This is a genomic window from Phreatobacter sp. (genome assembly GCF_051860605.1).
In the GTDB taxonomy this organism is placed as follows: domain Bacteria; phylum Pseudomonadota; class Alphaproteobacteria; order Rhizobiales; family Phreatobacteraceae; genus Phreatobacter.
Genome location: NZ_JBHYDR010000008.1, coordinates 124,033 through 150,450, shown reverse-complemented (window position 1 = coordinate 150,450; position 26,418 = coordinate 124,033). Strand labels below are relative to the sequence as shown.

At 67.7% G+C, this 26,418-nt stretch carries 29 protein-coding genes; 16 read left to right on the top strand and 13 right to left on the bottom strand.

Annotated features, from left to right (window positions below):
• The first annotated feature begins 40 nt into the window (after positions 1–40).
• From ACTIFS_RS15250 to ACTIFS_RS15240, 3 genes are read left to right on the top strand one after another with little or no spacing between them, the layout of a single operon-like run.
• A complete protein-coding gene (locus ACTIFS_RS15250; protein WP_439574971.1) occupies positions 41–340 on the top strand; it encodes a succinate dehydrogenase assembly factor 2 in 300 nt (99 codons plus the stop codon).
• Positions 340–3,858: a transcription-repair coupling factor gene (gene mfd / locus ACTIFS_RS15245; protein WP_439574970.1), complete on the top strand. Its 3,519-nt coding sequence runs from the start codon at positions 340–342 to the stop codon at positions 3,856–3,858. The genes ACTIFS_RS15250 and mfd overlap by 1 nt, the downstream gene beginning before the upstream one ends.
• 47 nt (positions 3,859–3,905) lie before the next feature.
• Entirely contained in the window at positions 3,906–4,454 is a 549-nt protein-coding gene (locus ACTIFS_RS15240; protein ID WP_439574969.1) for a dihydrofolate reductase, read from the top strand.
• Here ACTIFS_RS15240 and ACTIFS_RS15235 read toward each other — a convergent pair.
• On the bottom strand, positions 4,451–5,680 hold the full coding sequence (locus ACTIFS_RS15235; RefSeq protein WP_439574968.1) for a hypothetical protein: 1,230 nt from the start codon (positions 5,678–5,680) through the stop codon (positions 4,451–4,453). The two genes, ACTIFS_RS15240 and ACTIFS_RS15235, sit on opposite strands and share 4 nt — an antisense overlap.
• Positions 5,677–6,240: a hypothetical protein gene (locus ACTIFS_RS15230; RefSeq protein ID WP_439574967.1), complete on the bottom strand. Its 564-nt coding sequence runs from the start codon at positions 6,238–6,240 to the stop codon at positions 5,677–5,679. The genes ACTIFS_RS15235 and ACTIFS_RS15230 overlap by 4 nt, the downstream gene beginning before the upstream one ends.
• A gap of 405 nt (positions 6,241–6,645) precedes the next feature.
• On the opposite strand from ACTIFS_RS15230, the gene clpS reads away from it, so the two are divergent.
• The 4 genes from clpS to ACTIFS_RS15210 all read left to right on the top strand — a co-directional run bounded on the left by clpS (position 6,646) and on the right by ACTIFS_RS15210 (position 10,698).
• Entirely contained in the window at positions 6,646–6,981 is a 336-nt protein-coding gene (gene clpS / locus ACTIFS_RS15225) for an ATP-dependent Clp protease adapter ClpS (RefSeq protein ID WP_439575037.1), read from the top strand.
• Between the two features lie 54 nt (positions 6,982–7,035).
• Positions 7,036–9,510, top strand: coding sequence for an ATP-dependent Clp protease ATP-binding subunit ClpA (clpA, locus tag ACTIFS_RS15220; RefSeq protein ID WP_439574966.1), 2,475 nt, complete (start codon positions 7,036–7,038; stop codon positions 9,508–9,510).
• Between the two features lie 104 nt (positions 9,511–9,614).
• A complete protein-coding gene (locus ACTIFS_RS15215; RefSeq protein ID WP_439574965.1) occupies positions 9,615–10,352 on the top strand; it encodes an AzlC family ABC transporter permease in 738 nt (245 codons plus the stop codon).
• 10 nt (positions 10,353–10,362) lie between these two features.
• Complete coding sequence (locus ACTIFS_RS15210; RefSeq protein ID WP_439574964.1) at positions 10,363–10,698, top strand: AzlD domain-containing protein; 336 nt, start codon at positions 10,363–10,365, stop codon at positions 10,696–10,698.
• 15 nt (positions 10,699–10,713) lie between these two features.
• Here ACTIFS_RS15210 and ACTIFS_RS15205 read toward each other — a convergent pair whose 3' ends face one another.
• From ACTIFS_RS15205 to ACTIFS_RS15190, 4 genes are all read right to left on the bottom strand, one after another.
• Positions 10,714–11,160, bottom strand: a complete 447-nt coding sequence (locus tag ACTIFS_RS15205; RefSeq protein ID WP_439574963.1) for an HIT family protein — start codon at positions 11,158–11,160, stop codon at positions 10,714–10,716.
• 80 nt (positions 11,161–11,240) lie between these two features.
• Positions 11,241–11,525, bottom strand: a complete 285-nt coding sequence (locus ACTIFS_RS15200; protein WP_439574962.1) for a hypothetical protein — start codon at positions 11,523–11,525, stop codon at positions 11,241–11,243.
• 157 nt (positions 11,526–11,682) lie between these two features.
• The gene (locus ACTIFS_RS15195; protein ID WP_439574961.1) at positions 11,683–11,958 is read right to left on the bottom strand and encodes a hypothetical protein; all 276 of its coding nucleotides are present in this window, start codon (positions 11,956–11,958) and stop codon (positions 11,683–11,685) included.
• A 168-nt stretch (positions 11,959–12,126) separates the two neighbouring features.
• The gene (locus tag ACTIFS_RS15190) at positions 12,127–12,405 is read right to left on the bottom strand and encodes a hypothetical protein (protein ID WP_439574960.1); all 279 of its coding nucleotides are present in this window, start codon (positions 12,403–12,405) and stop codon (positions 12,127–12,129) included.
• Positions 12,406–12,602: 197 nt separating this feature from the next.
• Between ACTIFS_RS15190 and ACTIFS_RS15185 the strand changes: the two genes are divergently transcribed.
• Positions 12,603–12,974 (top strand): hypothetical protein, encoded by a 372-nt coding sequence (locus ACTIFS_RS15185; protein ID WP_439574959.1) that lies wholly within the window; start codon positions 12,603–12,605, stop codon positions 12,972–12,974.
• A 12-nt stretch (positions 12,975–12,986) separates the two neighbouring features.
• On the opposite strand, the gene ACTIFS_RS15180 is transcribed toward ACTIFS_RS15185, so the two are convergent.
• From ACTIFS_RS15180 to ACTIFS_RS15170, 3 genes are read right to left on the bottom strand one after another with little or no spacing between them, the layout of a single operon-like run.
• A complete protein-coding gene (locus ACTIFS_RS15180; RefSeq protein WP_439574958.1) occupies positions 12,987–14,168 on the bottom strand; it encodes a GNAT family N-acetyltransferase in 1,182 nt (393 codons plus the stop codon).
• Between the two features lie 11 nt (positions 14,169–14,179).
• A complete protein-coding gene (locus ACTIFS_RS15175) occupies positions 14,180–14,923 on the bottom strand; it encodes a glycerophosphodiester phosphodiesterase family protein (protein WP_439575036.1) in 744 nt (247 codons plus the stop codon).
• Positions 14,923–15,381, bottom strand: coding sequence for a RidA family protein (locus tag ACTIFS_RS15170; RefSeq protein WP_439574957.1), 459 nt, complete (start codon positions 15,379–15,381; stop codon positions 14,923–14,925). Before ACTIFS_RS15170 ends, ACTIFS_RS15175 begins: the two co-directional genes overlap by 1 nt.
• A 155-nt stretch (positions 15,382–15,536) precedes the next feature.
• Here ACTIFS_RS15170 and ACTIFS_RS15165 point away from each other — a divergent pair, with 155 nt between their 5' ends.
• The 5 genes from ACTIFS_RS15165 to ACTIFS_RS15145 all read left to right on the top strand — a co-directional run bounded on the left by ACTIFS_RS15165 (position 15,537) and on the right by ACTIFS_RS15145 (position 21,171).
• A complete protein-coding gene (locus ACTIFS_RS15165) occupies positions 15,537–16,370 on the top strand; it encodes a cell envelope integrity EipB family protein (protein WP_439574956.1) in 834 nt (277 codons plus the stop codon).
• Between the two features lie 103 nt (positions 16,371–16,473).
• Positions 16,474–17,994 (top strand): UxaA family hydrolase, encoded by a 1,521-nt coding sequence (locus tag ACTIFS_RS15160; RefSeq protein ID WP_439574955.1) that lies wholly within the window; start codon positions 16,474–16,476, stop codon positions 17,992–17,994.
• A 292-nt stretch (positions 17,995–18,286) separates the two neighbouring features.
• Positions 18,287–19,339: a TRAP transporter substrate-binding protein gene (locus ACTIFS_RS15155; RefSeq protein ID WP_439574954.1), complete on the top strand. Its 1,053-nt coding sequence runs from the start codon at positions 18,287–18,289 to the stop codon at positions 19,337–19,339.
• Between the two features lie 3 nt (positions 19,340–19,342).
• Positions 19,343–19,855, top strand: a complete 513-nt coding sequence (locus ACTIFS_RS15150; RefSeq protein ID WP_439574953.1) for a TRAP transporter small permease — start codon at positions 19,343–19,345, stop codon at positions 19,853–19,855.
• Positions 19,852–21,171 carry a TRAP transporter large permease gene (locus ACTIFS_RS15145; RefSeq protein ID WP_439574952.1) on the top strand — a complete coding sequence of 440 codons (1,320 nt, stop codon included), beginning with the start codon at positions 19,852–19,854 and terminating at the stop codon, positions 21,169–21,171. The genes ACTIFS_RS15150 and ACTIFS_RS15145 overlap by 4 nt, the downstream gene beginning before the upstream one ends.
• 6 nt (positions 21,172–21,177) lie before the next feature.
• Here the strand turns inward: ACTIFS_RS15145 and ACTIFS_RS15140 are convergent, their stop codons facing one another.
• A complete protein-coding gene (locus ACTIFS_RS15140) occupies positions 21,178–21,543 on the bottom strand; it encodes a hypothetical protein (protein WP_439574951.1) in 366 nt (121 codons plus the stop codon).
• An 85-nt stretch (positions 21,544–21,628) separates the two neighbouring features.
• Between ACTIFS_RS15140 and ACTIFS_RS15135 the strand changes: the two genes are divergently transcribed.
• Positions 21,629–22,093, top strand: coding sequence for a PaaI family thioesterase (locus ACTIFS_RS15135; protein WP_439574950.1), 465 nt, complete (start codon positions 21,629–21,631; stop codon positions 22,091–22,093).
• Positions 22,094–22,103: 10 nt separating this feature from the next.
• The gene (locus tag ACTIFS_RS15130) at positions 22,104–22,907 is read left to right on the top strand and encodes a crotonase/enoyl-CoA hydratase family protein (protein WP_439574949.1); all 804 of its coding nucleotides are present in this window, start codon (positions 22,104–22,106) and stop codon (positions 22,905–22,907) included.
• A gap of 119 nt (positions 22,908–23,026) precedes the next feature.
• Here ACTIFS_RS15130 and ACTIFS_RS15125 read toward each other — a convergent pair whose 3' ends face one another.
• Together ACTIFS_RS15125 and ACTIFS_RS15120 are read right to left on the bottom strand one after the other, a co-directional pair.
• Positions 23,027–23,329, bottom strand: coding sequence for an EthD family reductase (locus ACTIFS_RS15125; protein ID WP_439574948.1), 303 nt, complete (start codon positions 23,327–23,329; stop codon positions 23,027–23,029).
• Between the two features lie 153 nt (positions 23,330–23,482).
• On the bottom strand, positions 23,483–24,577 hold the full coding sequence (locus tag ACTIFS_RS15120) for a malate/lactate/ureidoglycolate dehydrogenase (RefSeq protein ID WP_439574947.1): 1,095 nt from the start codon (positions 24,575–24,577) through the stop codon (positions 23,483–23,485).
• A 161-nt stretch (positions 24,578–24,738) separates the two neighbouring features.
• On the opposite strand from ACTIFS_RS15120, the gene ACTIFS_RS15115 reads away from it, so the two are divergent.
• Positions 24,739–25,584: an alpha/beta fold hydrolase gene (locus ACTIFS_RS15115; RefSeq protein WP_439574946.1), complete on the top strand. Its 846-nt coding sequence runs from the start codon at positions 24,739–24,741 to the stop codon at positions 25,582–25,584.
• A gap of 5 nt (positions 25,585–25,589) precedes the next feature.
• Here the strand turns inward: ACTIFS_RS15115 and ACTIFS_RS15110 are convergent, their stop codons facing one another.
• On the bottom strand, positions 25,590–26,411 hold the full coding sequence (locus ACTIFS_RS15110; protein WP_439574945.1) for an OmpA/MotB family protein: 822 nt from the start codon (positions 26,409–26,411) through the stop codon (positions 25,590–25,592).
• Between the last annotated feature and the right edge of the window lie 7 nt (positions 26,412–26,418).

Below are 26,418 nucleotides of genomic sequence, written 5' to 3'. Positions count from 1 at the left end.
GCGTCCCCGGCTTTTGCCGTTGTGACCGCGAGGCTTGCCGATGACCGGAACGACCCGTTCCTCCGCCGATCTCGATCCGCGCCGGCGCAAGGTGCTGTTCCGCTCCTGGCACCGCGGCACGCGCGAGATGGATCTGATCATGGGCCGTTTTGCCGATGCCCATATCGGCGGCTTCTCCGAGGCCGAGCTCGACGAGTTCGAGCGTCTGATCGAGGTGCCGGACCGCGACCTGTTCGCCTGGGTCACGGGCAAGGCCGAGACGCCGGGAAGTTATGACAAGCCGGTGTTTCAGGCGCTGAAGGCGTTTCACGGCGAGGGCAGGGGAGCCTGGATCGGCTGATGGCAAAGCGTTCTCCCGCCGATGTCGTGGCCTCCCGCGGGCGGCTGACCCTAGCCGGCGTGCCGCAGGGCTTCGACGCGCTGGTCGTCGCCGATCTGGCGCGCCAGCTCCATGCGAAGGGCAACCAGGCCTCGCCCGAACTGCTGGTGATCTGCCGCGACGGACCGCGCCTGCAGGCGCTGGAGACGGCACTGACCTTCTTCGCCCCCGGCATCGAGGTGCTGAGCCTGCCGGCCTGGGACTGCCAGCCCTATGACCGGGCCTCGCCGAATGCCGCCGTCATGGCGCGGCGCATGCTGACGCTGTCGCGCCTTGCCCGCACCACCGGCCGGGCGACGCCGGCCATCGTGCTGACGACGATCAACGCGGCGCTGCAGCGCGTGCCCGCGCGCGCCGTCATTGCCAAGCAGTCGCTGTCTGCCGCCCCGGGCAATGTCATCGCCATGGCGGGGCTGCAGGCCTGGCTGGAGGTGAACGGCTATCTGCGCACGTCGACGGTGCGCGATATCGGCGAATATGCGGTGCGCGGCGGCATCCTCGATCTTTATCCGCCTGGGCTCGATACGCCGATCCGGCTCGACTTCTTCGGCGACACGCTGGAATCGATCCGCTCCTTCGATCCGGAAAGCCAGCGCACCACCGGCACCCTGCGCCGGCTGGACCTGGTGCCGACCTCGGAGGTGCAGATCACCACCGAGACCATGGTCAAGTTCCGCCTCGCCTATGTGCGCGCCTTCGGCGGCTCCACCAAGGGCGATGCGCTCTACGAGGCGGTGTCGGAAGGGCGGCGCCATCCCGGCGTCGAGCACTGGATGCCGCTGTTCCATGACAGCCTCGACACGGTCTTCGACTACATCCCGGACGCCGGCGTGGTTCTGGACGCGCAGGTGGAGGAGGCGGCCAGGGAGCGGCTGACGACGATCGCCGACTATTACGATGCCCGCAAAAGCGCGCTCGACCACGACAGCGGCGCGTCCCCCTACAAGCCGCTGCCGCCCGACGGTCTCTACCTGACGGCCGCGGACTGGGACGGCCGGCGCGGCGGCGAGGCCGTGGTCAAGCTCACGCCTTTCGCGCTGGCGGGGACGAGCGACGGCGCGATGATCGACCTCGGCGGCCGGCGCGGCCGGTCGTTCGCGGCCGAACGGGCCGACGAGAACGCCAATGTCTTCGATGCGGTGGCATCCCATGTCGCGGCCCTGCGCAAGGACAAGAAGCGGGTCGTCGTGGCGGCCTGGTCGGAGGGGTCGCGCGAGCGCCTGCAGCCGATCCTGGAGGACCACGGGCTGAAGGCGCTGAGACCGGTGGAGAGCTGGGCCTCGGCGCAGGCGCTGCGCGGCGACGAGATCGCGCTCGGCGTGCTCGGCATCGAGGAAGGCTTCGAGACGCCCGACTTCGCGGTCATCGGCGAGCAGGACATTCTCGGCGACCGGCTGGTGCGCGCCCAGAAGAAGCGCAAGCGCGCACAGGACTTCATCGCGGAGGTGACCAGCCTGTCGGCCGGCGACCTCGTCGTCCATGTCGATCACGGCATCGGCCGGTTCATTGGCCTGAAGACGGTGACGGCGGCCGGCGCACCGCATGACTGCGTGGAGATCCACTATGCCGGCGGCGACAAGCTGTTCCTGCCGGTGGAGAATATCGAGCTTCTGTCGCGCTACGGCTCGGAGGATGCCGAGGCGCAGCTCGACCGGCTCGGCGGCGGCGCCTGGCAGGCGCGCAAGGCGCGGCTCAAGAAGCGCATCCTCGAAATGGCCGCCGGCCTCATCAAGATCGCCGCTGCCCGCGCGCTGCGCGAGGCGCCGAAGCTTGTGCCGCCGGACGGCGCCTATGACGAGTTCGCCGCCCGCTTCCCCTATGACGAGACCGACGACCAGGCCCATGCCATCGATGCGGTGCTCGATGACCTTGCGGCCGGCAAGCCGATGGACCGTCTCGTCTGCGGCGATGTCGGCTTCGGCAAGACGGAGGTGGCGCTGCGCGCCGCCTTCGCAGCGGTCATGGGCGGCAAGCAGGTGGCGGTGGTGGTGCCGACCACGCTGCTCGCCCGCCAGCACTTCAAGACCTTCGCCGAACGGTTCAAGGGGCTTCCCGTCAATGTCGCGCAGGCCTCGCGCATGGTCGGCTCGGTGGATCTGGCGGCTGCCAAGAAGGGCCTCACCGACGGAACGGTGGACATCGTGGTCGGCACCCATGCCCTGCTCGGCAAGGCGATCTCCTTCAGGGATCTCGGCCTGGTCATCGTCGACGAGGAGCAGCATTTCGGCGTCGGCCACAAGGAGCGGCTGAAGGAGCTGCGGGCCGAGGTGCATGTGCTCACCCTGACCGCGACGCCGATCCCGCGCACGCTGCAACTGGCCATGACCGGGGTGCGCGACCTCTCCATCATCGCCACGCCGCCGGTGGACCGTCTGGCGGTCCGATCCTTCGTCACCCCGTTCGACCCGCTGGTCATCCGCGAGGCGCTGCTGCGCGAGCGCTATCGGGGCGGGCAGGCCTTCTTCGTCTGCCCGCGCATCGAGGATCTCGGCGAGGCCGAGGCGTTCCTGCGCGAGCATGTGCCGGAGGCAAAGTTCATTGTCGCCCACGGCCAGATGGCGGCCGGCGATCTGGAGGACCGTATCGGCGCCTTCTATGACGGCAAGGTGGACATCCTTCTGTCGACCACCATCGTGGAATCCGGGCTGGATATTCCCTCCGCCAACACGCTGATCGTCTGGCGGGCCGACATGTTCGGCCTCGCCCAGCTCTACCAGCTGCGCGGCCGGGTCGGGCGGGCCAAGACACGCGCCTATGCGCTGTTCACCCTGCCGGAGAACAAGCCGATCACGCCGCAGGCCGAGCGGCGTCTCAAGGTGCTGCAGTCGCTCGATACGCTGGGCGCCGGCTTCCAGCTCGCCTCCCACGATCTCGACATCCGCGGCGCGGGCAACCTGCTCGGCGACGAGCAGTCCGGGCATATCAAGGAGGTCGGCTACGAGCTCTACCAGCAGATGCTGGAAGAGGCGGTCTCGATGATGAAGGCCGGCCTCGTCGACGAGGTGGCGGAGGACAAATGGTCGCCGCAGATCACCGTCGGCACGCCCATCCTCATTCCGGAGACCTATGTGGAGGATCTGTCGCTCCGGCTGTCGCTCTACCGGCGCCTTGGCGATCTCGGCACCGACCAGGAGATCGACGCCTTCGCCGCGGAGATGATCGACCGTTTCGGGCCGCTGCCGGACGAGGTGCAGCATCTGGTCAAGGTGGCGGTGGTCAAGGCCTATTGCCGGCGGGCGAATGTCGACAAGGTCGATGCCGGCCCGCGCGGCATGGTCATCTCGTTCCGCGATCAGAAATATGCCAATCCGGCCGGCCTCGTCGCCTATCTCGGCGAACAGGGCTCGCTCGCCAAGGTCAGGCCCGACCAGAAGGTCGTGTTCATCCGCAACTGGCCGAAGCCGGATGACCGGCTGAAGGGCGCTGCCGTGATCCTGCGCAACCTCGTGAAGATCGCGGAAGCGAAGAAGGCGGCGTGACGCCGGGCCGGCCCGGGGCTGGCACGGAATGCGCGCAGGAGGGCTGGGTGAATCCATCCATCGCGATCGAGGGCCACGCCATCGTCTCGGCCGATGGCATGATCGCCGGACCGGACGGGATCATGCCGGCCGGCCTGATGAACGATGCCGACTGGCGCCTGTTCCAGGCCGCTCTCGACCGTGCGGCGCTGGTCGTGCTCGGCCGTGCCGGCCATGAGCGCCACGCCAATCCCGGCCGGCGCCGGCTGGTGCTGACCCGTGGCGTGACGAGGCTTGAGGCCGATGCAGGCGATCCGCTCGCCATGCGCTGGAATCCCGACGGTCTCGGCTTCGACGCGGTCCTCTCCGAACTGGGCATCCGGAGCGGCACTGTTGCGATTACCGGCGGCACGGCGGTCTTCGATCTCTTCCTCACCCTCGGCTACGACCGCTTCGTCCTGTCGACGGCCAGCCGCGTGAGCCTTACCGGTGGACGCCCCTGTTTCTCGTCGGGTCACCCCGAAGCAGTGCTCGCACGGTCGGGCCTGCGGCCGGGGCCCGTCAACCTCATCGACCCGCAGGCCGGCGTGGCGCGGACGGTCTGGAGCCGTGCCTAGACCTCGTCATCGGGGCTGACGACGACAGGGGCGCCCGTCTCGGTCGCAAGGCTCACTTCCACGTCCGTGCGGCCGCGCGCGCGCAGTTCGCGGGCGAGTGCCGCCGCCAGCCGGCGACCCTCGATCCTGTGGGTCTCGGCTTCGGCGTCGGACCAGAGCCCTGGTCCACCGGGATTGTCCCAGTCGAGCGCGTCCTCGAAGGCGCGGGCCCAGGCGTCGAGACCGGCGACGAGTTCCGGCGACACGCCGAGGGTATCGGGCGCGATCTGTCCGGGATCGTCGTCGTCGAGGGACCAGAGGGGATGGCAGGCATAGTCGGCCATCACCTTGATACGGCGGGCCTGCGACCGCAACCGCTCGGGCGCCATCGGAAATACCGTCCCGGGCGGAGCATAGACGACGCGGGGTTGGCCAAGCGCGGCATTCATGCGGGCGACCAGCGCCGCGCCCTCCGCGGCGAACCGGGCCGCGTCGGCCGGGTCGGCAAAGCCGCCTTCGCGCTTGCGCGGGGGAATGGTGTCGAAATAGTCGTCTTCCCAGTCGCGGATGTCCACCGACAGGGTCTCGCCGAAGGCCTCCACGATGGTGGCATTCGGCACGACCCGCCCGGTGCGGTCATCGGCGACCGGCAGCACGAAGGGCCGGACCATCAGGCGCACCGTTTCGGGCAGCGGCTCGGGAGGGTCAGCCGGCGCGGATGCCTGACCTCCGGACAGTCCGGGGACCGGCAAGGACAGGCTCCGGAACTGCCAGATGCCGAAGGCAAGGCCTGCAGCCAGCGCCCCCGCAAGCGCCAGGGGCTGTTGACCCGGCGCATGCAGGATGCCGGCATGGGCTGCCGCAGCGACAAGCGCAGTCACGGCTCCCTGCAGGGCGACGATCATCCAGTCGCTGCCGGCCTCACCGGGCTCCGGCGGGTCGTCGGGGTCCGCGACCCTTGAGGCAACCCGGCCGACATACCAGGCCTGGCCGGCCAGTGTCGCGACCAGCACGGGCAGTGCGGCGAGGCTCTGTACGAGGGTCAGCGCGCCGCCGGAGAACACGGCGACGGCCAGGCTCATGCGCCAGCGGGCATCGCGCCGCTCGGCGGCCGGCACGGGCTTGAGCGAAAGGGCCGAGATGGCGGCATCCAGAAGCCCGTCCATCCGGACGCGGCGCGCCGCAGCCCAGCCCATCAGCAGGTGCAGCGCACCGACGATGCCAAGCGCCGCCTCGGAAAGCGTCATCGGCGGCGGTTGCCGCAATGGACCCGCCGGAACAGGCCGACGGGGACGACCTCGCGGTCGATGCCGGGCCGGTCGGTCAGGGAGGCGGGGTCGTACCAGAGGCGCTGTGCCACATCGGGAACGAAAACGAATCGCGGCGCCTCGACGCCCTCGCGCGGCGGGCTTTCGAGCGTCCGGAGGCGGCGGTCGAATGTATAGAGGAGCAGCGGCGGCTCTCCCTCCGGCTGCGGCAGGGACCGGTAGCGATAGCCCTCCGTGCGGCCGGGATGGGAGACGGGCTCCAGGCTCATGCGGCCGAACCCCTGGGCCTGGTGGATGAGGAACAGATATTCCCTGTCGGGTGCGGTCCGGATCTGGAAAACGAGATCGGAGGATGGGGTCGATTGCGTGCTGGCGCCCCGGAACAGGGCGGTGACCTGCGGGGCGCCCTGCAGCACGTAATGGGCACCATTGGCGCGGCACTGGGTCCGGCGGGCCTCGGCCGGGGCGGATGCGGTCGCCAGGATTGCCATGGAGAGGGTGAATGCGGCCGCCTGGGCCAACCGCCCGATTCCCGTCATGCAATCCTCGTCCTATCCCGTGTCCGGTCGCGAAACGGTAGCGGCGGTGGCGGCGAAGTCCATTGCAGCGGAGCCCTGCCGGCCATGCATCCGCCGCGGACCGGCGGCTTCGTGAGGGGCTTCGGGGAAAGCACAGGGCGCGGCCTAGCGGCGCACCTCCCCGATGCCTATTTTTACGACTAGCCTAGGAGCACACGTCCCGGCATGATTCTCGCATCGCAAACCAGCACAGGCCCTTTCGGGGCAGCGTCCTGGACCCTGCTTCGATCAGCCCCCCGGGGGGCGAACCGGAGGACCGGCCCGGAAATGACCATGACGAACGACGCATCGCTCCTGGATCAGACGGCCCGGCCAGCCTGCGGGGCGGATCTCGTGCAGGAGGCCGGCCGGTTTCCGTCACTTGCCATGGCCGGCAAGAAGGACGAGCGTGACCAGGACCCGATGGGCCCCGGGACGTCGGTGATCACCAAGACGCGGACGCAGACGAAGCGTCCGAGCCTGTATCGCGTGCTGCTGCTCAACGACGACTACACGCCGATGGAGTTCGTCGTGCACATCCTGCAGAAGTTCTTCAACAAGGATGCCGACGATGCGACCCGCATCATGCTGCATGTCCACCAGCACGGCGTCGGCGAATGTGGTGTCTATACCTACGAGGTGGCCGAGACAAAGGTCACGCAGGTGATGGACTTTGCCCGCAAGCACCAACACCCTCTCCAGTGCGTCATGGAGAAGAAGTGAACGATGACCGCCGGCGGGCCATGGCCCGCGGCCAGACTTTTTGAAGAGGTTCCCTTGCCGTCATTTTCTCGCAGCCTCGAACAGTCGCTCCACCGGGCTCTCGCGCTCGCCAACGAGCGCCGCCACGAATATGCGACGCTCGAGCACCTGCTGCTCGCGCTGATCGACGACCAGGACGCGGCCGCCGTGATGCGCGCCTGCAGCGTCGATCTCGAAAAGCTGAAGAAGAGCCTTGTCGGCTATGTCGACAGCGAGCTCGACAACCTGGTCACCGACGGATCGGAGGATTCCAAGCCCACCGCCGGCTTCCAGCGCGTCATCCAGCGCGCCGTCATCCACGTCCAGTCCTCGGGCCGCGAGGAGGTGACCGGGGCCAATGTTCTGGTCGCCATCTTCGCCGAGCGCGAGAGCCACGCCGCCTATTTCCTGCAGGAGCAGGACATGACGCGGTATGACGCGGTCAATTACATCTCCCACGGCATTGCCAAGCGGGCCGGCCTCAGCGAGGCGCGCTCTCCCAAAGGCTCCGAGGAGCCGGAGGAGGCCAAGGAGAAGTCTCCCGAGGGCGAGAAGAAGAAGGGCGACGCGCTCGATGCCTATTGCGTCAACCTCAACAAGAAGGCCCGCGAGGGCCGGATCGACCCGCTGATCGGCCGTGACGGCGAGATCAGCCGGACGATCCAGGTGCTCTGCCGGCGGCAGAAGAACAATCCGCTGCTGGTCGGCGATCCCGGCGTCGGCAAGACCGCCATCGCCGAGGGTCTTGCCAAGCGGATCGTCGAGAACGATGTGCCGGACGTGCTGAAGGACGCCACGGTGTTCTCGCTCGACATGGGGACGCTGCTCGCGGGAACCCGCTATCGCGGCGATTTCGAGGAGCGGCTGAAGCAGGTCATCAAGGAGGTGGAGGCCCATCCCAAGGCCATCATGTTCATCGACGAGATCCACACCGTCATCGGTGCCGGCGCCACGTCTGGCGGCGCGATGGATGCCTCGAACCTGCTCAAGCCGGCGCTTGCCCAGGGCACGCTGCGCTGCATCGGCTCGACGACCTACAAGGAATACCGGCAATATTTCGAGAAGGACCGCGCGCTCGTCCGCCGCTTCCAGAAGATCGACGTGAACGAACCCTCGGTCGCCGATGCGATCGAGATCCTCAAGGGTCTGAAATCGGCCTTCGAGACCTACCACAAGCTGCGCTACACCAATGATGCCATCAAGGCTGCGGTGGAGCTGTCGGCCCGCTACATCCACGACCGCAAGCTGCCCGACAAGGCGATCGACGTGATCGACGAGAGCGGCGCGGCGCAGATGCTGCTGCCCGAGGCCAAGCGCAAGCGCACCATCGGCCTGAAGGAGATCGAGGCGACGATCGCGACCATGGCGCGCATTCCGCCGAAAACCGTCTCCAAGGACGATGCGGAGGTGCTGAGGAACATCGAGGCGACGCTGAAGCGCGTGGTCTATGGCCAGGACAAGGCCATCGAGGCGTTGTCCGCCTCGATCAAGCTGGCCCGCGCCGGCCTTCGCGAGCCGGAAAAGCCGATCGGCAACTACCTGTTCTCCGGCCCCACGGGCGTCGGCAAGACCGAGGTCGCCAAGCAGCTTGCCAATGTTCTCGGCGTGCAGCTGCTGCGCTTCGACATGTCGGAATATATGGAGCGCCATACGGTCTCGCGGCTGATCGGCGCGCCACCCGGCTATGTCGGCTTCGACCAGGGCGGGCTGCTGACCGACGGAATCGACCAGAATCCCTATTGCGTGCTGCTGCTGGACGAGATCGAGAAGGCCCATCCGGACCTGTTCAACATCCTCCTGCAGATCATGGATCACGGGAAGCTGACCGACCACAACGGCAAGCAGGTCGATTTCCGCAATGTCATTCTGATCATGACGACCAATGCGGGGGCGTCCGACCTGGCCAAACCGGCCATCGGCTTCACACGCACCCGGCGCGAGGGCGACGATACGGAGGCGATCAACCGGCTGTTCGCGCCCGAGTTCCGCAACCGTCTGGATGCCACCATCGCGTTCGGCCACCTGTCGACCGAAGTCATCGGCAATGTCGTCGAGAAGTTCGTGATCCAGCTCGAGGCGCAACTCGCCGACCGGCAGGTGACCATCGAACTTTCGCCCGACGCCAAGGATTGGCTGATCGAGCGTGGCTATGACGAGCAGATGGGTGCCCGGCCGATGGCGCGGGTCATTCAGGAATATATCAAGAAGCCGCTGGCCGAGGACCTGCTGTTCGGGCGCCTCAAGAATGGCGGCCATGTGCGGGTCGTCGTCGAGAAGGACGAGGAGGGCTTCCCCTCGCTCGGTTTCGACTATCCCGCCGGCCCGGTGACGCCGAAGCCCGAGCCGGTGGCGCCCGACGTGCGCCGGATCGCCAAGCGTGCCAGCCCGCGCAAGGCATCGGCGCGGCCGAAGCGCAAGCCCAAGGGCGGCGGGTCCGGTGGTCTCCCCGTTCCCGTCGAGCCGAAGAAGCCGTCCGGATCGGTGCCGAAGGTGCCGCTCAAGGCCGAGTAAGCCGGCAGCCGGCCCGCGCACCTGCGGGCCGGCGTTTCCGGCTGAATGGCGCATATGCAGCAACGCGGCTTGCAAGGCGTGCGCCGAGGGTCGAGTGATCGACCATGACCGCTGCCCCGTCATCCGTTCCCCTGTCGCAGGCCGCCTGGTACCGGCGCGGCCTGCGGGCGGCGGTTGCGCTGCCTGCGGTGATCCTTGGTGCCACCTTCATCGGCATCGGCTCGGTCTGCGCCGATTACGGCATGCCGCTCGCCTGGGCCATGCTGGCCACGCTGCTGATCTGGGCCGGTCCGGCCCATCTCATTCTGGTCGGAGGGCTCGGTTCCGGCGGTTCTTGGATCGCGGTCGGCCTCACCGTCTGGCTCTCCTCTGTCCGCCTGCTGCCGATGGTCGTCTCGCTTCTACCCTATCTCAGGCTGCAGGGGCGTCACCCGGTGACCGCCATCCTGTGCGCCCATTTCGTCGCCATCTCGGCCTGGGTCGAGGGGCTGAGGCTGCTGCCGCAGGTGGACGGGGAGGGGCGCGTGCCCTTCTTCCTCGGCCTCGGCTCCGGGCTGCTGTTGTCGGCGGCTGTCGCGACCGCCATCGGCTATGGCCTCGCGGGAATCATTCCGGCCTTCCTTGCGGCGGGACTTCTGTTCCTGACGCCGATCTTCTTCCTGCTGTCGCTGTTCACCACGGCCCGCGTCGTCTCGGACCGGTTGGCGATCGGCGCCGGCTTTGCCGGCCTGCCGCTGGGCGCGCTGACAGGAGATGGCCTGGAACTGCTCTATGCGGGGCTTGGCGGGGGAACGCTGGCCTATGCCGCCGCACGGCTGCACCGGCGGATGATCGCGCCGTGAGGACCGGCCGATGACACTGATCGGGTCCGATCTCACGCCCTATCTGGCGCTGCTCCTGGTCGGCGTGCTGCCCAGCGAGATGTGGCGCTGGCTCGGCCTCGTCGTCGGGCGCGGGATGGACGAAAACTCCGAACTGCTGGTCTGGGTGCGGGCGGTTGCCACCGCGACGCTCGCGGCTGTGGTCGCCAAGCTCGCCTTCTTTCCGGCCGGCGCCTTGGCAGGTCTGCCGCTCGGCTGGCGCATGGCGGCCCTGGCGGTCGGCATCGCCGCCTATGCGGCGGGACGCCGGTCCGTGCTTCTCGGGGTGCTGGCTTCCGAGGTCGTCGTGGTCTCGGGTGCGTGGTAGGTCGGCCTCAGGTGATCAGCCGCCCGCCTGCATGGCGGTGATGGCGGCCTGGATCGTCTCGGCATGCCGGGCCAGAACCTCCGGCTTTTCCATTGCGCCGGTATGCGGCCTCAGCGCCAGGCCGCTCCAGCGTGGCAGGATATGGACGTGGATATGGAACACGACCTGTCCGCCGGCGCTCTCGTTGAACTGCTGGACCGTCAGACCCTCGGCGCCCATGCCGGCCTTGACGCCGCGCGCGACGATCTGGGTTGCCCGCGCCAGTTCGGCAAGATCGTCGGGATGGATGTCGAGCAGGTTGCGCGCCGGCGTCTTCGGAATCACCAGAACATGGCCGTCGGCGCGGGGCATGATGTCCATGAAGGCCAGGACGCGCTCGGTCTCATAGACCTTCTGGGCCGGCAACTCGCCGCGCAGGATCTTTGCGAAGACGTTGTTCGGATCGTAGGCGGCCTCGGACATGAAAACACCCTCGCGTCTGGAACAGGCGCGAGGGTGTCGCAATCGAAGGCGGCGCCGTCAAGCACCGCAATGGTTCAGGGTCACCAGACGCGGACCCAGCGGCAGACTCGGCCGTAATTGGTCCACCAGCACCGGCGCACCATGCGCGGGCGGCGGTAATAATAGCGGCGCGGGCGGCGGTAATAATAATACTGCATCTCACGCGGCTCACCGGCAAGCGACTGGCGCAGGTCACCGACCGTGCGCGGGGCATCCGAAACTTCGGTCATCGGGGTTGGTGCCGGGGCAGCTTCGGCACGCGAGGCGATCGCGGCAACCGCGAGACCTCCAGCCGCAGCGGCCAGGAACGAACGACGATGAAGCATGACAGAACCTCCAGAATGAATGGGGACAATGCGGGTCACCCGGAAATACTAGGGATTCGAAACCTCACTTCATCCGGGTTTTCCCTTAGGGCATGCCCTAATCCGTCGACATGGTTGCCGACGCCGGTCAGACCGGCGCCGGCAAGGGCGATCGAAATCACCAGTAGTAGCGGCGCCGGACGAAGAAGCGGCGCCGGACGAAGTAGCGGCGGCGGACGAAGTAGCGCCGGCGAACGAAATAGCGCCGACGGTAGTAGTACTGCATCTCGCGCGGAGCTTCCGCGGTGGCGGCTTCCGCAGGAGCGGCCGCGGCCGCTGCATCCGGGCCGGCATCAGCGGCAGGACGGCGCGCCGGGGCGGCCATGGCCCCTCCGGCAGCGCTGACGGCAAGGCCGCCGACGAGGACTGCGAAAAAAGTGCGGCGTTCGATCATAGAGTTCTCCTTCAAGGCGTCGAGGCGGATCGATTCCCACAACGACCCGATCAGGAGCCTGAACCCCGACCACGCCGTTCCGGTCACAGGACAACCGGCTTCTGTTTCAGTCGCGCGCCACCCGGACCCGCCCAGCATGTCACCCGGGCGGCGCGCACGCCATCACTCTCAGCTGCGACGGGCCGCACGACGGCTGGCGCGGCGAACCGAGCGGCGGGCGCGGCGACGGCTGCGGCGGACGACACGGCGGGCGCGGCGGCGGCCGCGCATCTCGACCGGCTCGGCAGCAACCGTGTCCGCTTCGACAGCCGGGGCGGCCTCGGGCGTTGCGAGCGGCCCGCTGAAGGCGTCGATCGCCGGGGTAGCCGCCATGGCGGCACTGGAGGCGAGGACTGCGGCAGCGCCGCCGGCGGCCAGGGTGGCGAAGAAGGAGCGACGGTTCATCATCTTGGGCTCTCCGTTGGCTGAGACCCGGATCAGTCCGGTCCAGTAAGCGGATGCTGCGCGCCGCAAACTGAACGGAATGCGAGCGTTGCGTTTAGCCCGCGTTCAGGATCGCGCCACCGATGACATCGGATAGAAATACCGCGCGGTGAGGGTCAGGTAGCCCTCAAGCCCCGGTCCCTTTCCCAAGGAGCGCAGCCATGTCTGTCAGCCCCCCCGGCCAGCCGGGATCGCAGGACCAACAGCGGCAGGATGATCCGCCGGGCGCAAGTGTCCTGGAGGAGGGCATCGGGGGTGCCATCGAAGCAAGCGGTCTGGTCGACGGAGCGATTGCGGGCATCGGCAATCTCTTCGGATCGATAGGTTCCGCAGCGGGTGATGCTGCGTCGGCGGTGGGCAATGCCGTCGCGGCCCTGATCCCCGACGGAAACGACTCGGACGGCCCGGCCGGCGATGCTGCGGCCGGCCCGGTCAGCGATGCGGCCGTCGACGCTGCAGCCGGCTCGGTCAGCGATGCTGCCGTCGATGCCGCAGGCGCGGTGGGAGGCTCCATCCTCGACCTGTTCAGCTGATCTGCCGATCCTTCAATCCATCTGGGGCGCCACCTTCCGGAACGGCGTCAGCGTATCGAGTTCCTCATTGTTCTCGGTCACGGCCGCACGCTCGCGTCGCAGGAAATCGGCGACCGCCCTGCGCAATCCGGGGTCTGCGATGAAATGGGCCGAGCGGGTGATGACCGGCCGATAGCCGCGGACGAGCTTGTGCTCGCCCTGTGCGCCGGCCTCCACGCGGGCGAGGCCATGGGCGATCGCATGGTCGATGGCCTGGTAGTAGCAGACCTCGAAATGGAGGAAGGGGTGCTCTTCGATGGCGCCCCAGTTGCGGCCGTAGAGGACGTCCCGGCCGATGAAATTGAGGGCGCCGGCAATGCGCCGGCCGCCGCGTTCGGCAACGATCAGCAGGATGCGGTCCGCCAGGCGCTCGCCGATCAGCGAGAAGAAGCGGCGTGTCAGGTAGGGCCGGCCCCATTTGCGCGAGCCGGTGTCGATGTAGAAGGCGAAGAAGTCGTCCCACACGTCCTCGGTCAGGTCGCGGCCCGTCAGATGCCTGATGGTGATGCCGCGTCCTTCCAGCGCCTCGCGCCGCTCGCGGCGGATCACCTTGCGCTTGCGCGAGGACAGGGCTGCGAGGAAGTCCTCGAAGGAGCGGTAGCCGTCATTGACGAAATGAAACTGCGTGTCGGTGCGTTGCAGATAGCCGGCAAGGCCCATGACCTCCCATTCGTCTTCGGGGCAGAAGGTGACATGCAGCGAGGAGACGCCCAGCTGTCGCGCCACCTGTGCCGCCCCCTGGGCAAGGGTCATGCGCGCGGTTCCGGCGTCAGGCCCCGGCCGGACCAGCAGGCGCCGTCCTGTCGCCGGCGTGAAGGGAACGCTGGCCTGGAGCTTGGGATAGTAGCGTCCGCCGGCCCGCTCATAGGCATCGGCCCAGCCCCAGTCGAAGACATATTCGCCCTGCGAATGGCCCTTCAGGTAACAGGGCAGGATGCCGACCAGCGCACCCGCACCATCCTCCAGCACGACGTGGTGGCCCAGCCAGCCGGTCTCGCGAACGGCCGAGCCCGATTCCTCCAGCGACAGGAAGAAGGCGTGGTCGAGAAAGGGGTCGACATGGCCGGCCTCGTCCGCGGCGCAGGCGTTCCAGTCGCTGGCGGCAATGTCGGAGAGGCTGGAGACGACGCGGAGGGTGAAGGGTGTGGCGCTCATCGGCCCCAAGCTTACGGCCTGTAGCCCTCGAACGTCACCTGATCGGCGTGGCGGGCCGCGATCACACGCTCGTCATCGGTCCTAACGGTCCAGCAGATCACCGGGCGTTTCAGCGCATGGCGATAGAGAACCGTGGCGGCGTTCGGCAGGTCGGCGACACGCCAGGACAGGAAGTGCGGATCGGTCTGCGGGAAATGGGCGAGGGCGGCAAGCTCCTGCTTCATGACGGGGTGCATGCGCGACCAGTGCGATCCGGAATAGGTCGATTCGGCCACGATGCCGCGCACCAGGCCGGGGGCTTCCTGCTTCAGCCAGGCGATGGGGCCGGGATCGAAGGACATGATCGCCAGCGGGCCGAGATAGTTGCGCGCCAGCGTCGCGACCCGGCGGGTGAGGTCGAGCCGGCCGTCGAATTCCGACTTGATCTCGACGACGAGCGGCACCCTGCCGGCGACGAGGTCGAACAGTTCGCCCAGCGTGACCATCCGGTCGCCAGTCGCCTTGAACGAGAGGGCCTTCAACTCGGCGGCCGTGCGCGCATCGACCCGGCCGGTTGCCTGGGTCAGGCGGTCGAGCGTTGCATCGTGAAAGACGACCGCCTCGCCGTCCGCCGTGGGCTGGACGTCGCACTCGATGGCGTAATTGCCGTCGATGGCGGCGACGAAGGCCGCCGGACAGTTCTCCAGCACGCCCGCCCCGGCGCTGTGCAGGCCGCGATGGGCAATCGGCCGGGCGGTGAGCCAGCCAGCATCCATCACGCGACCTCGACCAGCGCCTCGACCTCGACCTGGGCATTGGCGGGAAGGGCAGCGACGCCGACGGTCGTGCGGGCGTGCCGCCCCTTGTCGCCGAACACCTCGACCATCAGGTCGGAGGCGCCGTTCATCACCTTCGGGGCGTCGAGATAGTCCGGCGTGCAGTTGATGAACCCGCCGAGCCGCACGATGCGGATGACATTGTCGAGATTGCCGACCGCCGACTGGATCTGGGAGATGACGTGCAGGGCGGCGATGCGCGCCGACGCCTGGCCCTCATCGAGGCTGATGCCGGTGCCAAGCTTGCCGGCGATGACGCCCGCCGGGCCGATGCAAATCTGGCCGGAGATCACCAGCAGGGAGCCCATGCGGACAAAGGGGACATAATTGGCCATGGGCGTTGCCGGAGCCGGCAGTTCGATGCCACGTTCGGCAAGTCGGCGGGCGATGGCGGACATGGCGCGGATCCTCATTCTGCGAAAACGCGCGGACCCTGCCCGAGGCGGCGTGACGAAGCAAGGCGGGGCGCGCGACACATCCATGCCGCGTTGTGGCCTCTGCGCGGCCCCTTTACACTCTGAAACAGGAATCGAACCCCTCCGGAGCCCTGTTCATGTTCCTTGACCGCCTGATCCTGCCTGCCGGCCTCGCCGTGATTCTGTCCGTGGCGCCGGCAGCCGCGCAGGGCGGCGCGGGCGAGCCGGTGATCGCGCCGCACCGGGCGGTCTACGACCTGGTGCTCGACACCCGCAGGCCGGCTCGCGGCGTGGACGGAGCGCAGGGGCGCATCGCCTTCGAGACCAGCGGCAATCTGTGCGAGGGCTTCACCACCACGTTCCGGCAGGTGGTCGAACTGTCGGCCGCCGGCAGCCCGGTGGTCATGGATGTGCGCACGGCCCATTTCGAGGAGGGCGACGGCAGCGGGTTCCGCTTCACCTCGCGCACCACCCAGAACGGCGCCCCGCGTGACGAGACCGACGGCAGCGCGACGCGGATGGACAATGCCCTGAGGATCGCGGTGCGCCGGCCGCGCCCGCTGGAGCGCCAGATCGACGGGCAAGCGATCTTTCCCACCGAGCATCTGCGCCGCATGGTGGCTGCCGCCCGCGACAGCCAGACCATCCTCGAGGTCAAGGTCTATGACGGGGCCGAATCCGGCGAGAAGCTCTACAACGCAACCGCGGTGATCGGCCGGCGCATTGCGCCCGGCACCGGCGAGGTGGAGGAGGCCGCCCGCCACGATGCGCTCGCAGGGCTTGCCCGCTGGCCCGTCACCATCAGCTATTTCGAGATCGGCAAGGACAGCGCCACCCCGGCCTATGCGATTTCCTTCGAACTCTACGAGAACGGCGTGTCGCGGTCGCTCGTGGTCGATTACGGCGAGTTTGCCCTGCGCGGCACGTTGACGGCGTTCGAGCCGCTCGGCGCCAGCGAATGCCGGCGCTGAACTGGCAGGGCAGGGGCGCGGCCGCCCCCTTTTCCTGAAACGGTTCAAAGGTCATGATCCCGGTCAAGACGGCCCGCACGGCCGCGCGCCCGGGAGACGATGCATGACCACCCAGCCCCGCTTCATCCGCCTGGCCACCGATGACAATGTCGTCGTCGCGGTGGACATGATCGATGCCGGCAAGCGTGTCGACGGTGTCACCGCCACGGCGCGGGTGATGCGCGGCCACAAGATGGCGACCCGGCCCATCGCCGAGGGCGAGCCTGTCGTCAAATACGGCCAGATCATCGGCTTTGCCTCGCAGCCGGTCGCTCCCGGCGACTGGGTGCACACCCACAATTGTGCCTTTGCCGCCTTCGAGCGCGACTATGCCTTCGCGCAGGATGCGCGCCCGGAGGACATCCTGCCGCTGGAGGCGCGGGCCACGTTCCAGGGGTTCCGGCGGGCGAAGGGCCGGGCGGGCACCCGCAACTACATCGCCATCCTCACCTCGGTGAACTGTTCGGCCTCGGTCGCCCGTTTCATGGCGGAGGCGGTCAACCGGTCCGGGATGCTGGCCGAGTTTCCCAATGTCGACGGCGTGATACCGCTGGTCCACGGCACCGGCTGCGGCCTTGCCGGCGAGGGCCTGGGATACGAGATGCTGGAGCGGACGATCTGGGGCTATGCGACCAATCCCAACGTGTCCGCCGTCCTGATCGTCGGCCTCGGCTGCGAGGTGTTCCAGATCCCCCGGCTGATGAAGGACTACGGCATCCAGCCGGGCGAACGCTTCCAGTCGATGACCATCCAGGAGACGGGCGGGACGAAGAAGTCCATCGAGGCGGGCATGGCGCGCATCCGCGAGATGCTGCCGCTGGTCAACCAGGCGAGCCGGGAGACGCTGCCGGCATCCGAACTGTGCCTGGCGCTTCAGTGCGGCGGTTCGGACGGCTATTCGGGCATCACCGCCAATCCGGCGCTCGGCAAGGCGGTGGACCTTCTGGTCCGGCACGGCGGGACGGCCTGCCTGTCGGAGACGCCTGAAATCTATGGCGCCGAGCATCTCCTGACCCGCCGGGCCGAGAGCCGCGAGGTCGGGGAGAAGCTGGTCGGGATCATCAAGTGGTGGGAGGACTATACGGCGAAGAACCAGGGCTCGATGGACAACAATCCCTCGCCCGGCAACAAGGCAGGCGGGCTGACCACGATCCTCGAGAAGTCGCTGGGGGCGGCGGCCAAGGGCGGCGCCACGACGCTGCGCGGCGTCTACAACTATGCCGAAACGATCGACCGCAACGGCTTTGTCTACATGGACACGCCCGGCTATGACCCGGTGGCGGCGACCGGGCAGGTGGCCGGCGGCTGCAACGTGCTCACTTTCACCACCGGTCGCGGCTCGGCCTATGGCTGCAAACCGACCCCCTCGATCAAGCTGGCGACGAATTCCGACATCTACACGCGCATGATCGACGACATGGACATAAATTGCGGCGATGTCCTCGACGGCGTGTCGCTGGAGGACAAGGGCCAAGAGATTTTTGAGCTGATCCTGCGGACGGCCTCCGGCGAGAAGACAAAGTCCGAACTGCTCGGCTATGGCGACAACGAGTTCGTGCCCTGGCAGATCGGCGCGACCATGTGAGCCCGGTGCCGACCTGGCCAGAGCGATGGACACGCGCGGCAGGAGATGATTGGCGGGCATCAGCCGGCACTGACCGTCATCGTTGCGGAAATCGTCGATGAGCCCAGGCTCATGGAGATCGAAGCGATCGCGATGGCCTGACGCCGGCGATTTCGTCCAATCGAAATAGTCCGATCTCCAACTGTTTCGCTTTTACAGGGCGCCGGAGTGTGACTATCGTCGCCCCAACAAGGACAGACGCCATCAAGGCGCGCCAACAACATCCCAGGGAACGCTCGACGAGGTTGACCCCATGATTCTCACCCGCCGTCACGCGCTGGCTTTCGCCGGCGCAGCCGTCGCAACACCCGCCGTCATGCGGACCGCCTGGGGCCAGTCGCCGCAGGTGACGCTCCGGCTTCACCACTTCCTGCCGCCCGTCTCCAATGCGCACCAGCGGTTCCTGCTGCCCTGGTCGCGCAATGTCGAGACGGCTTCCGGCGGTCGGATCAAGGTGGATATCTTCCCCTCGATGCAGCTTGGCGGTGCGCCGCCGCAACTCTACGATCAGGCCCGCGACGGTGTCATGGACATCGTCTGGACGCTGCCCGGCAACACGCCCGGACGGTTTCCCGCGACAGAGGCGATGGAACTGCCGTTCATCGCCGGCAAGCGGGCGGTGACCAATTCCAAGGCGATGGCGGATCTGTTTCCCGTGCATTTCGCCAAGGATTATGCCGAGACGCAGATCCTGTGCATCTGGGCGCACGATCACGGCCTCATTCATTCCAGCAAGCAGGTCCGCACGCAGGCTGATCTTTCCGGCCTGAAGCTGCGCTTTCCGACCCGCCAGGCCGGCGAGGCGCTGCGCGCTCTCGGCGCCACCGCCATCGGCATGCCGATCCCGCAGGTGCCGGAGGCGCTGGCACAGGGCGTGATCGACGGCGCGGTGGTGCCCTGGGAGGTGGTTCCGGCGCTCAGGCTCCACGAACTGGTGCGCCATCACACCGAAATCCCCGGCTCGCCGACGCTCTACACCGCGACCTTCGTGCTGGCGATGAACAAGGCGAAGTATAACGGGCTGCCGGCCGACCTGAAGAAGGTGATCGACGACCATTCCGGCATGGTGGCGGCTACCATGGCGGGCGGCATGTGGGACGACCGCGGCCATGTGGTGTCGGAAATGGTCAAGCAACGCCCGCGCAACACGATCACGGTTCTGGCCGAGGACGAGGTCGCCAAGTGGCGGACCGCGACCAAGGGCGTCGAGGAGGCGTGGATCCGTGCCGTGAAGGACCGCGGCCTCGACGGCCAGAAGATCGTCGATGACGTGCGGGCTGCGGTCGCCAAGCACATGGTGGCCTGACGCATGATGCCGGGGGACGAGGCCGGGCGGGCCGCGGAACGGCCCGCCGGCGCCATCGAACGCGCCGCGCGAATTCTCGCGATTGCGGGCGGCGTGGTGATGCTCGCCACGGCGACCATGGTCGTCGTGTCAGTGCTGATGCGCTGGCTCATGCGCTCCGGGCTGCGCGGCGATTTCGAGATCGTGCAGATCGCCACCGCCGTCGCGGTTTTCGCCTTCCTGCCGCTTTGCCAGTGGCGGCGCGGCAACGTTTTCGTCGACACCTTCACGCTGCGCATGCCGGAGCGGGTGAACCGCTGGCTGGATACGCTCTGGGACGTCGTCTATGCCGGCTTTGCCTGGCTGATCGCCTGGCGGCTGATGATCGGGGCGCAGGATGCGATCGCCTCGCAGACCAGTTCCATGGTGCTCGCCATCCCCATCGGCTGGGCGATTGCCGCGACGTCGCTGATGGCGGCGTTCCTCGGCCTCGTCACCGTCATGACGGCCGTCAGGCTGACGAGGACCGGCGCGTGAGCGGCGCCATGGTGGCGGTCCTTGGCTTTGCCGGCATGCTGGTGCTGCTGGGGCTGCGCATGCCGATCGGCCTTGCCATGCTGACGGCCGGCTCGCTCGGCTACATCCACTTCACCAGCGTGCCGATCTTCCTGAACTACATGAAGACCACGCCCTATCACCTGTTCGCCAACTACACCCTGTCGGTGATCCCGCTGTTCATCCTGATGGGGGCGCTGGCCGAGAAGTCTGGGCTTTCAACGGCCCTGTTCCGGGCGGCAGCGGCGTTTCTGGGTCATCTTCGGGGCGGTCTCGGCATGGCGCTGGTGGGGGCCTGCACAGGGTTCGGTGCCATCTGTGGTTCGTCGGTGGCCACCACCGCGACCTTCTCCCGGGCGGCGCTGCCGGAACTGCGCAAGTACAATTACGATCAGGGCTTTGCCACCGGCATGGTGGCCGTCGGCGGCACGCTGGGCATCCTCATTCCGCCCTCGGTGATCCTGGTGGTCTATGCCATTACCACCGAGCAGAACATCGCCAAGCTGTTCATGGCAGCGCTCATTCCGGGTGTCATGGCGGCGCTGTTCTATTGCGCGGTGATCGCCATCGTCGTGCGGGTGAACCCGGCCGCAGGGCCGGCCCTGCCGCGGGTCGGCTGGCCACAGCGCCTTCGGGAGGTTGTCGGCATCTGGCCGGTCATGCTGCTGGCAGGCGTGGTCGTGGGCGGCATCTATGGCGGCGTGTTCACTCCGACCGAGGGCGCTTCCGTCGGCGTCATCGGCATGCTGGCCGTGGGCATGATGCAGCGGACCATCGGCTGGACGCAGGTGAAGGAAGCGCTCGTTCAGACCGCCGAGACATCCGCCATGATCTTCCTGATCCTGTTCGGCGCCGCGGTGTTCAATTCCTTCCTGGCGCTGTCGCAATTGCCCGACATGGCCGCGCAGGCGGTGGCCGGGTCGGGACTGCCCGCCTACGGGATCATCGTGCTGCTGCTGGTGTTCTACATCATCCTCGGCGGGCTGATGGACGAACTGGCGATGATCCTGCTGACCCTGCCGATCTTCTTTCCGATCGTCACCGCCCTCGACCTGGGCATGATGCCTGACGACATCGCCATCTGGTTCGGCATCCTGGTGCTGATCGTCGTGGGCATCGGCCTGACATCGCCGCCCATCGGCCTCAACGTCTTCGTTGTGTCGGGCATTGCCCGCGACGTGCCGATCATGGCGACCTACAAGGGCGTGCTGCCCTTCGTTGCCGCCGACGTCACGCGCCTCGGCATCATCGTGGCCTTTCCAGGCATCACGCTCTGGCTGGTCAACTGGTTGAGCTGAACGTCCTCAGCCCCGCGTCAGCCGGCGGGCATTGGCCCGTACCCTGCGGGCGGCGGGACGCGTTGCCGCGCTGCTGATGGCCACAAGCCCCCTGGCGACATCATCCGGCGAGATGCGCCCCATGGACGCCCGCATCATGAACAGACCCGCTTCCACGGAAGCGGCAAACACCCCCTCGGCAGCGGCTTCCATCTTTTCCGACACCATGCGGGCGGCCTCGGCCCGGCCGGAGGCCGCCGCCAGCAGACTGGGATCGGACAGCAGCGCCATCCGCTGCGTCACGGTGACGGTGGCGGCCATGGCGGTGGCTGCGGAATAGGCTGCCAGATCGGCGCTGGCGCGGGAAAAGCCGGGAAGGAACCAGTAGAACAAGCGGGGAACCTCGTTCGTCCGGACAGCTTGCCGGTTTCCCCTGCAGTCTGCGACCTTTCAACCGTTTTGGATACGGGAATGCTGCATGTCTGCCGAGCCGTCGCGCTTTACCCCCAGGGATCCCGATTTCGAGACGCGTGGCCGCGCCAGCTACGCGCGCCAGACCTTCATGTCCACGCTCGGCGCCGAACTCGGCAGGGTCGAACCCGGCGAAGTCGAGATCGTGATGCCAGTGGCTCCGCACATCTGCCAGCAGCATGGCTTCGTCCATGCCGGCGCCATTTCCGCGATCGTCGACACGGCCTGCGGCTTTGCGGCCATGACTTTGATGGCGAAGGGGGCAGGGGTGCTGACGACCGAGTTCAAGATCAACCTGATGTCGCCCGGACGGGGCGAGCGGCTGATCGCCGTCGGCCGGGTCATCCGCCCCGGGGCGAAACTCATGGTCACGCTCGGCGAGTGCTTCGCCGAGGCCGGCGGCGAGCGCAAGCTCATCGCCATGATGACCGCCACCATGATGGTGATGGACACACTCGGCATCGTCGACTGAGGAGGAGCGCATGACCGATCTCATCGTGGAGAAGGACGGGCCGGTCACGACCTTCATCCGCACCCGTTCCGCCGCACGCAACGCCATGAACCCGGAGGGCGCGCAGGCGCTCTGCGCGGCGCTGCTGGCCTTCGACGCCGATGACAGTGCCAGCGTCGGCGTCCTGTGGGGCGCGGGCGGCGCCTTTTGCGCCGGCTTCGACCTGAAGGTGGCGGCAACCGGCGGCGGCGAGACGGTGGCTGGTGGCGACCTCGACATCCCGGACGGCGATGACGGCTGGCCGCGCGGACCGATGGGCCCGACACGCCTGATGCTGTCGAAGCCCGTGATCGCCGCCATCGCGGGGCCGGCGGTGGCGGGCGGCATGGAGATCGCGCTGTGGTGCGATCTGCGGGTCATGGAGGAGGACGCCTATATGGGCGTCTATTGCCGGCGCTGGGGTGTGCCGCTGATCGACGGGGGAACCGTGCGCCTGCCGCGACTGGTCGGACAGGGCCGTGCGCTCGATCTCATCCTCACCGGCCGCAAGGTCGAGGCGGAGGAATGCTTGCGCATCGGGCTGGCCGACCGGGTCGTTCCGCACGGATCCGCACGGGAGGCGGCCGAGGCGCTCGCGCGCGAGATCGCCCGCTTCCCGCAGGGCTGCCTGAGGGCCGACAGGGCCTCGGCCCAGGCGCAATGGGACTTCGATCTGAAGGGGGCGCTGCGCAACGAGTGGCGCGGCTCCTCGCCGTTCGCGATCTCGGAAGGGGCGGCAGGCGCTGCCCGTTTTGCGGCCGGCAAGGGCCGCAGCGGGGATTTCGGCAGCATCTGACGGCGCCCGAGCGTCGATCATCGGATCAGAACTCGATCCGCTGCCGTTCGCCCGCGTCTCCCGGTCTGAGGGACGGATGGCAACGCTGCGCAGAGCCCTCCGTCCCGGCAGCTGGACGCCTAGCCGATGGGGAAATGAAGCAGGCTTGCGCCTCCGGAGGCATAATTGGCTATGTCGGCTGCCGTTGCCTGTCCTTCCGGCGAAGCCAATGCGCTCATCAGGGCCGCCTCACTCTCGAAATCCGCCGAGAAGATGCAGAAGTAAGACGTCATGCCCGGACCCAGCGTCTTGACGTCGAACGTATAGGTAGCCGCTTTGACGCCGGGTATCTTTGACGCAAGGGGAAGATGATTTTCGACGTAATATGACCGGAAATGTGCCGGATCCTGAGGTTCATTATAAAGTACGAGCAAGCGATGCATGGCTTTCCTCCCGTCCTTGTTGTCGCGGACCTAGCGTAAAGAGAGTTGAAAGCCAAATCGAGCTTCGCCCGTTTGTCAAGAATGACAAAAGCTCTCTACGTCCGATCCCGTGACCGGATGGATTGTCATCAACTGTTCTGTGGACCGTCTGCGCTATCCGGCACGCAGCGCCGCGCCGATGACGTTGTCGCCGATGCCGAGTTCGCGGGCGGTCGCGGCGATCGAATCCCATGCGCCGTCCGAAAGCGGGACACCGTCCTTCAGCTTCTTCGCCTTGGCGCGCGCCTCGGCCTCGCCGGGCACCAGCACCTCGCCGCCTGCGGCAACCGGTTGCGCGCTCTTGTAGTAGGCGACATAGGCGGCAGCTTCGGTCGGGAAGAAGCCATCGGGGTCCAGCACCTTCGGGTTGATGTAGATCGACATCATGCCGTTGCAGAAGCGCTTGTCCGGGCCGGTGGTTCCAGCGCCGGTCAAGGCTCCCCCGAGAATCTCGCACATGAAGGCGAGGCCCGAGCCCTTGTGCTCGCCGAAGGCCCGGATCGCGCCGGGTCCCATCATCGGGTCGCGCGGACCGGGGCCCTCGGGATAGGGCCCGTAGAGCACGGCCGGATCGCCGCTGATGGCGCCATCCGGGCTGATCAGGGCATCGGGCGGCACCGGCTTGCCGCCGAGGGACGCGACCAGCACCTTGCCTTCGGCGACCAGCGAGGTCGCAAAGTCGAGCAAGAGCGGCGGCCGGCCTTCCAGCGGCACGCTGACGCAATAGGGCGCCGTGGACAGGCGCCGGTCGACGCCGCCGAAGGGGGCAACCAGGATCGAGCCGACCACATTGACGAAATGGATGGAGACCAGCCCCTCGGCCGCCGCCATCTCGGCAAAGTCACCGATGCGGCCGAGATGCCCGGCGTGCCTCAGGGCCACCGCGGCGAGGCCGTTCGCCTTGGCCTTGTCGATACCGATCCGGACCGCCTGCGGGCCGACCGTCTGGCCGAAGCCATAGTGACCGTCGAGGACCGTGACCGCCGGCGTGTCGACCACCGCCGTCACTTCCTTGCCGGCCAGCACCCGACCCTCGCGCAGCCAGTCGACATAGCGCGGCACGCGCGCGACGCCGTGGCTGTCGTGGCCGGTCAGATTGGCTTCGGTCAGATAGTGGCCGATGCGCCCGGCTTCGTCGGGCGCGCAGCCCGCCCGCTCGAAAATGGCGGCTACCAGCGCCTCCAGACGTGCGGCATCGACCATGGCCATGTGTTCTCTCCCTGCTGTTTTGCCGACATCATGGCTGGGCGCTGTCGGCGAGAGAAGGTCCGGTCTGCGCATTGGTCTCCGTCGGCATGGCGGCTTCCGCAGGGCGGCGCAGCGCACTAGGCTTCGCCGCCCGACCGCCTTATCCCGAGAGAGCCGTCGCCATGACCCATCCGCTGCCGCATGTCCTGCCTGCCTTCGAGACCGGCCGCCTGACACGGCCGGACGGCGCCGTGCTTCATTTCGAGGTGGCGGGGGAGGGGCCGGCCATAGTCTTCGCCCATGGACTGGGCGGCAATCATCTGAGCTGGTGGCAGTCCGCGCCGGCCTTTGCTGCGAGCCACCGCGTCGTGATCTTTTCCCATCGGGGCTTTGCACCCTCGACGGCGCCTGGCGGCCCGCCCGATCCGACGCTTTATGCGGGCGACATGATCGGACTGCTGGACCATCTGGGCATTCCGCGCGCGGTCATTGTCGGCCAGTCGATGGGCGGCTGGACCTGCGTCGAGACCGCGCTTTCCGCGCCGGACCGTGTCGCCGGCCTGCTGATGGCCTGCACGACCGGTTCCTTCGACTATGATCACTTCAACGACGCGGGCGTGAAAGCCTGGCGCGAGGCTGCCCCCAAGGCCATTGCGGCCCTCGGCGATCGGGGCATCCACCGGGCGGCCGGCGCGCGCATGGCCGAGGAGGCACCGGGCCTGCACGCTCTCTACCAGGCGATCGACCGGCTGTCCTTCGGCCTCGACAAGGTCGAGGTCGGCAACCGCATCCGCTCGATGCGGGTCCGGCGCGAGGCAGATGCGGCGCGGATCGGCTGCCCGGTCCATTTCGTCATCGGCGAGGAGGATCTGCTCATCTGTCCGCGCGGCATCGCGCTGGTCGCCGGCACGTTCCCGAATGCCACGGCGGTCACGGTGCCGAAGTCCGGCCATTCGGTCTATTTCGAGCGCGCGAGCCTGTTCAACGCCGAACTGTCCACGTTCCTCGGACGGATCGGCTGGGCCTGACCCGATCAGTTCAGCAGATTGCGCGGCATGACCGGGGATTCCTTCATCAGAAGGATGGAGACCCGCCTGTTGGCCGCCAGATAGGGATCGTCGGGGAACATGGGCTCGGAATCGGCCTTGCCCGTCACGGCGAAGATGCGGTCGGCGGGCAAGCCGTTTTCCTGGAGGACCGTGCGCACGGCATTGGCCCGGTCTGCGGTCAGGTCCCAGCTGCCATAGCCGGGGCGCGCAAGCACCCGCGTCGCCGAGGTATGGCCGGTGATGGTCAGCCGGTTGGGGAGCTGGCGCAGGGCCGGCGTGAGGGCGGCGAGCAGCTGGCGCGTGCGCTCGTAGGGCTCCCGGCCATCCGGCGGGAACATCGCGCGGCCATCCTGGTCGACGATCTGGATGTCGAGGCCGTCCGGCCGCTCCTCGATGATGACGTGTTTCGACAATTCGGAGATTTCCGGCATGGCCTGCAGGGCCTGCCTGAGGCTCGCGGCGGCAAAGGCAAGCTGCCGGTTGTGCTGGACGGGAATGCCGTCCGGGGCACTTTCCGGACCGGGCGGGCCGGGCCTGTCGGTCGGCGAATCGCTGTGCGGGGACACATGCTGCACGAAGGGCCGGGTGGGCACGCCGTGAAGCTCGACGATGCCCGACATGGAGGTGTTGCTGGTCGTACCGAAGGCCTCGCGGAACGATCCGGTCATGAGGTGCTTCTTGCGCTCGTCCTGGTTGGAGGTTGCCACCAGAACCACGAAGAAGGACATCAGCAGCGCCATCAGGTCGGCAAAGGTCACGTACCAGCCGTGACCGCCCGCGTGACCGCCGCCCTTGCGCTTGGCCATGGCGACC

Bases quoted from the DNA above. Each gene is read 5' to 3' on its own strand.
- ACTIFS_RS15135 (WP_439574950.1), top strand. From the start codon at position 21,629: ATGTCTGCCGAGCCGTCGCGCTTTACCCCCAGGGATCCCGATTTCGAG.
- ACTIFS_RS15150 (WP_439574953.1), top strand. From the start codon at position 19,343: ATGATGCCGGGGGACGAGGCCGGGCGGGCCGCGGAACGGCCCGCCGGC.
- ACTIFS_RS15230 (WP_439574967.1), bottom strand. From the start codon at position 6,240: ATGACGGGAATCGGGCGGTTGGCCCAGGCGGCCGCATTCACCCTCTCC.
- ACTIFS_RS15210 (WP_439574964.1), top strand. From the start codon at position 10,363: ATGACACTGATCGGGTCCGATCTCACGCCCTATCTGGCGCTGCTCCTG.
- ACTIFS_RS15110 (WP_439574945.1), bottom strand. From the start codon at position 26,411: ATGGCCAAGCGCAAGGGCGGCGGTCACGCGGGCGGTCACGGCTGGTAC.
- ACTIFS_RS15190 (WP_439574960.1), bottom strand. From the start codon at position 12,405: ATGATGAACCGTCGCTCCTTCTTCGCCACCCTGGCCGCCGGCGGCGCT.
- ACTIFS_RS15130 (WP_439574949.1), top strand. From the start codon at position 22,104: ATGACCGATCTCATCGTGGAGAAGGACGGGCCGGTCACGACCTTCATC.
- ACTIFS_RS15170 (WP_439574957.1), bottom strand. From the start codon at position 15,381: ATGTCCGCCATCGCCCGCCGACTTGCCGAACGTGGCATCGAACTGCCG.
- ACTIFS_RS15120 (WP_439574947.1), bottom strand. From the start codon at position 24,577: ATGGCCATGGTCGATGCCGCACGTCTGGAGGCGCTGGTAGCCGCCATT.
- ACTIFS_RS15205 (WP_439574963.1), bottom strand. From the start codon at position 11,160: ATGTCCGAGGCCGCCTACGATCCGAACAACGTCTTCGCAAAGATCCTG.
- ACTIFS_RS15125 (WP_439574948.1), bottom strand. From the start codon at position 23,329: ATGCATCGCTTGCTCGTACTTTATAATGAACCTCAGGATCCGGCACAT.
- ACTIFS_RS15180 (WP_439574958.1), bottom strand. From the start codon at position 14,168: ATGAGCGCCACACCCTTCACCCTCCGCGTCGTCTCCAGCCTCTCCGAC.
- clpS (WP_439575037.1), top strand. From the start codon at position 6,646: ATGGCCGGCAAGAAGGACGAGCGTGACCAGGACCCGATGGGCCCCGGG.
- ACTIFS_RS15195 (WP_439574961.1), bottom strand. From the start codon at position 11,958: ATGATCGAACGCCGCACTTTTTTCGCAGTCCTCGTCGGCGGCCTTGCC.
- ACTIFS_RS15155 (WP_439574954.1), top strand. From the start codon at position 18,287: ATGATTCTCACCCGCCGTCACGCGCTGGCTTTCGCCGGCGCAGCCGTC.
- ACTIFS_RS15115 (WP_439574946.1), top strand. From the start codon at position 24,739: ATGACCCATCCGCTGCCGCATGTCCTGCCTGCCTTCGAGACCGGCCGC.
- ACTIFS_RS15250 (WP_439574971.1), top strand. From the start codon at position 41: ATGACCGGAACGACCCGTTCCTCCGCCGATCTCGATCCGCGCCGGCGC.
- ACTIFS_RS15215 (WP_439574965.1), top strand. From the start codon at position 9,615: ATGACCGCTGCCCCGTCATCCGTTCCCCTGTCGCAGGCCGCCTGGTAC.
- ACTIFS_RS15175 (WP_439575036.1), bottom strand. From the start codon at position 14,923: ATGGATGCTGGCTGGCTCACCGCCCGGCCGATTGCCCATCGCGGCCTG.
- ACTIFS_RS15160 (WP_439574955.1), top strand. From the start codon at position 16,474: ATGACCACCCAGCCCCGCTTCATCCGCCTGGCCACCGATGACAATGTC.
- ACTIFS_RS15235 (WP_439574968.1), bottom strand. From the start codon at position 5,680: ATGACGCTTTCCGAGGCGGCGCTTGGCATCGTCGGTGCGCTGCACCTG.
- ACTIFS_RS15165 (WP_439574956.1), top strand. From the start codon at position 15,537: ATGTTCCTTGACCGCCTGATCCTGCCTGCCGGCCTCGCCGTGATTCTG.
- ACTIFS_RS15185 (WP_439574959.1), top strand. From the start codon at position 12,603: ATGTCTGTCAGCCCCCCCGGCCAGCCGGGATCGCAGGACCAACAGCGG.
- mfd (WP_439574970.1), top strand. From the start codon at position 340: ATGGCAAAGCGTTCTCCCGCCGATGTCGTGGCCTCCCGCGGGCGGCTG.
- ACTIFS_RS15200 (WP_439574962.1), bottom strand. From the start codon at position 11,525: ATGCTTCATCGTCGTTCGTTCCTGGCCGCTGCGGCTGGAGGTCTCGCG.